This window comes from Tritonibacter sp. SIMBA_163, from assembly GCF_046535935.1.
Taxonomy (GTDB): Bacteria; Pseudomonadota; Alphaproteobacteria; order Rhodobacterales; family Rhodobacteraceae; genus Epibacterium; species Epibacterium scottomollicae.
Map to the genome: position 1 here is coordinate 1 of NZ_JAWJBP010000271.1, position 292 is coordinate 292.

The 292-nt window shown below is 43.8% G+C and carries 1 protein-coding gene; it reads left to right on the forward strand.

Features of this window, described 5'->3' with window-relative positions:
• Positions 1-16: 16 nt before the first annotated feature.
• The coding region (locus R0J92_RS22370; RefSeq protein ID WP_411053271.1) for a hypothetical protein at positions 17-292 on the forward strand (276 nt) is incomplete at its 3' end.

The following is a 292-nucleotide window of genomic DNA, read 5'->3' on the forward strand; positions in this document are numbered from 1 at the left end:
GTTTCAGATCCCATCGATGTACTTTCCCGCAGCATGGACAAACACAAAAAACGATACTGTTTCAACGTTCCTCAAAACATACACGCTGCATATTAAAGTGTTTCACAAGGACTCTGGACAGGCTAATGATGCAGCAGAAACCATCGTTGATGCCTTATCAGCTGATCGAAACATCATTCAAATGGTCAGTGAGGAAGGTGAACTGCTCGATCAATATGTTCGCATTAAGAGGGCAGAAACAAGAATTGCTGATCAAGGTGTGGCAACGATTGTCCTCACATGGGATAGTGCC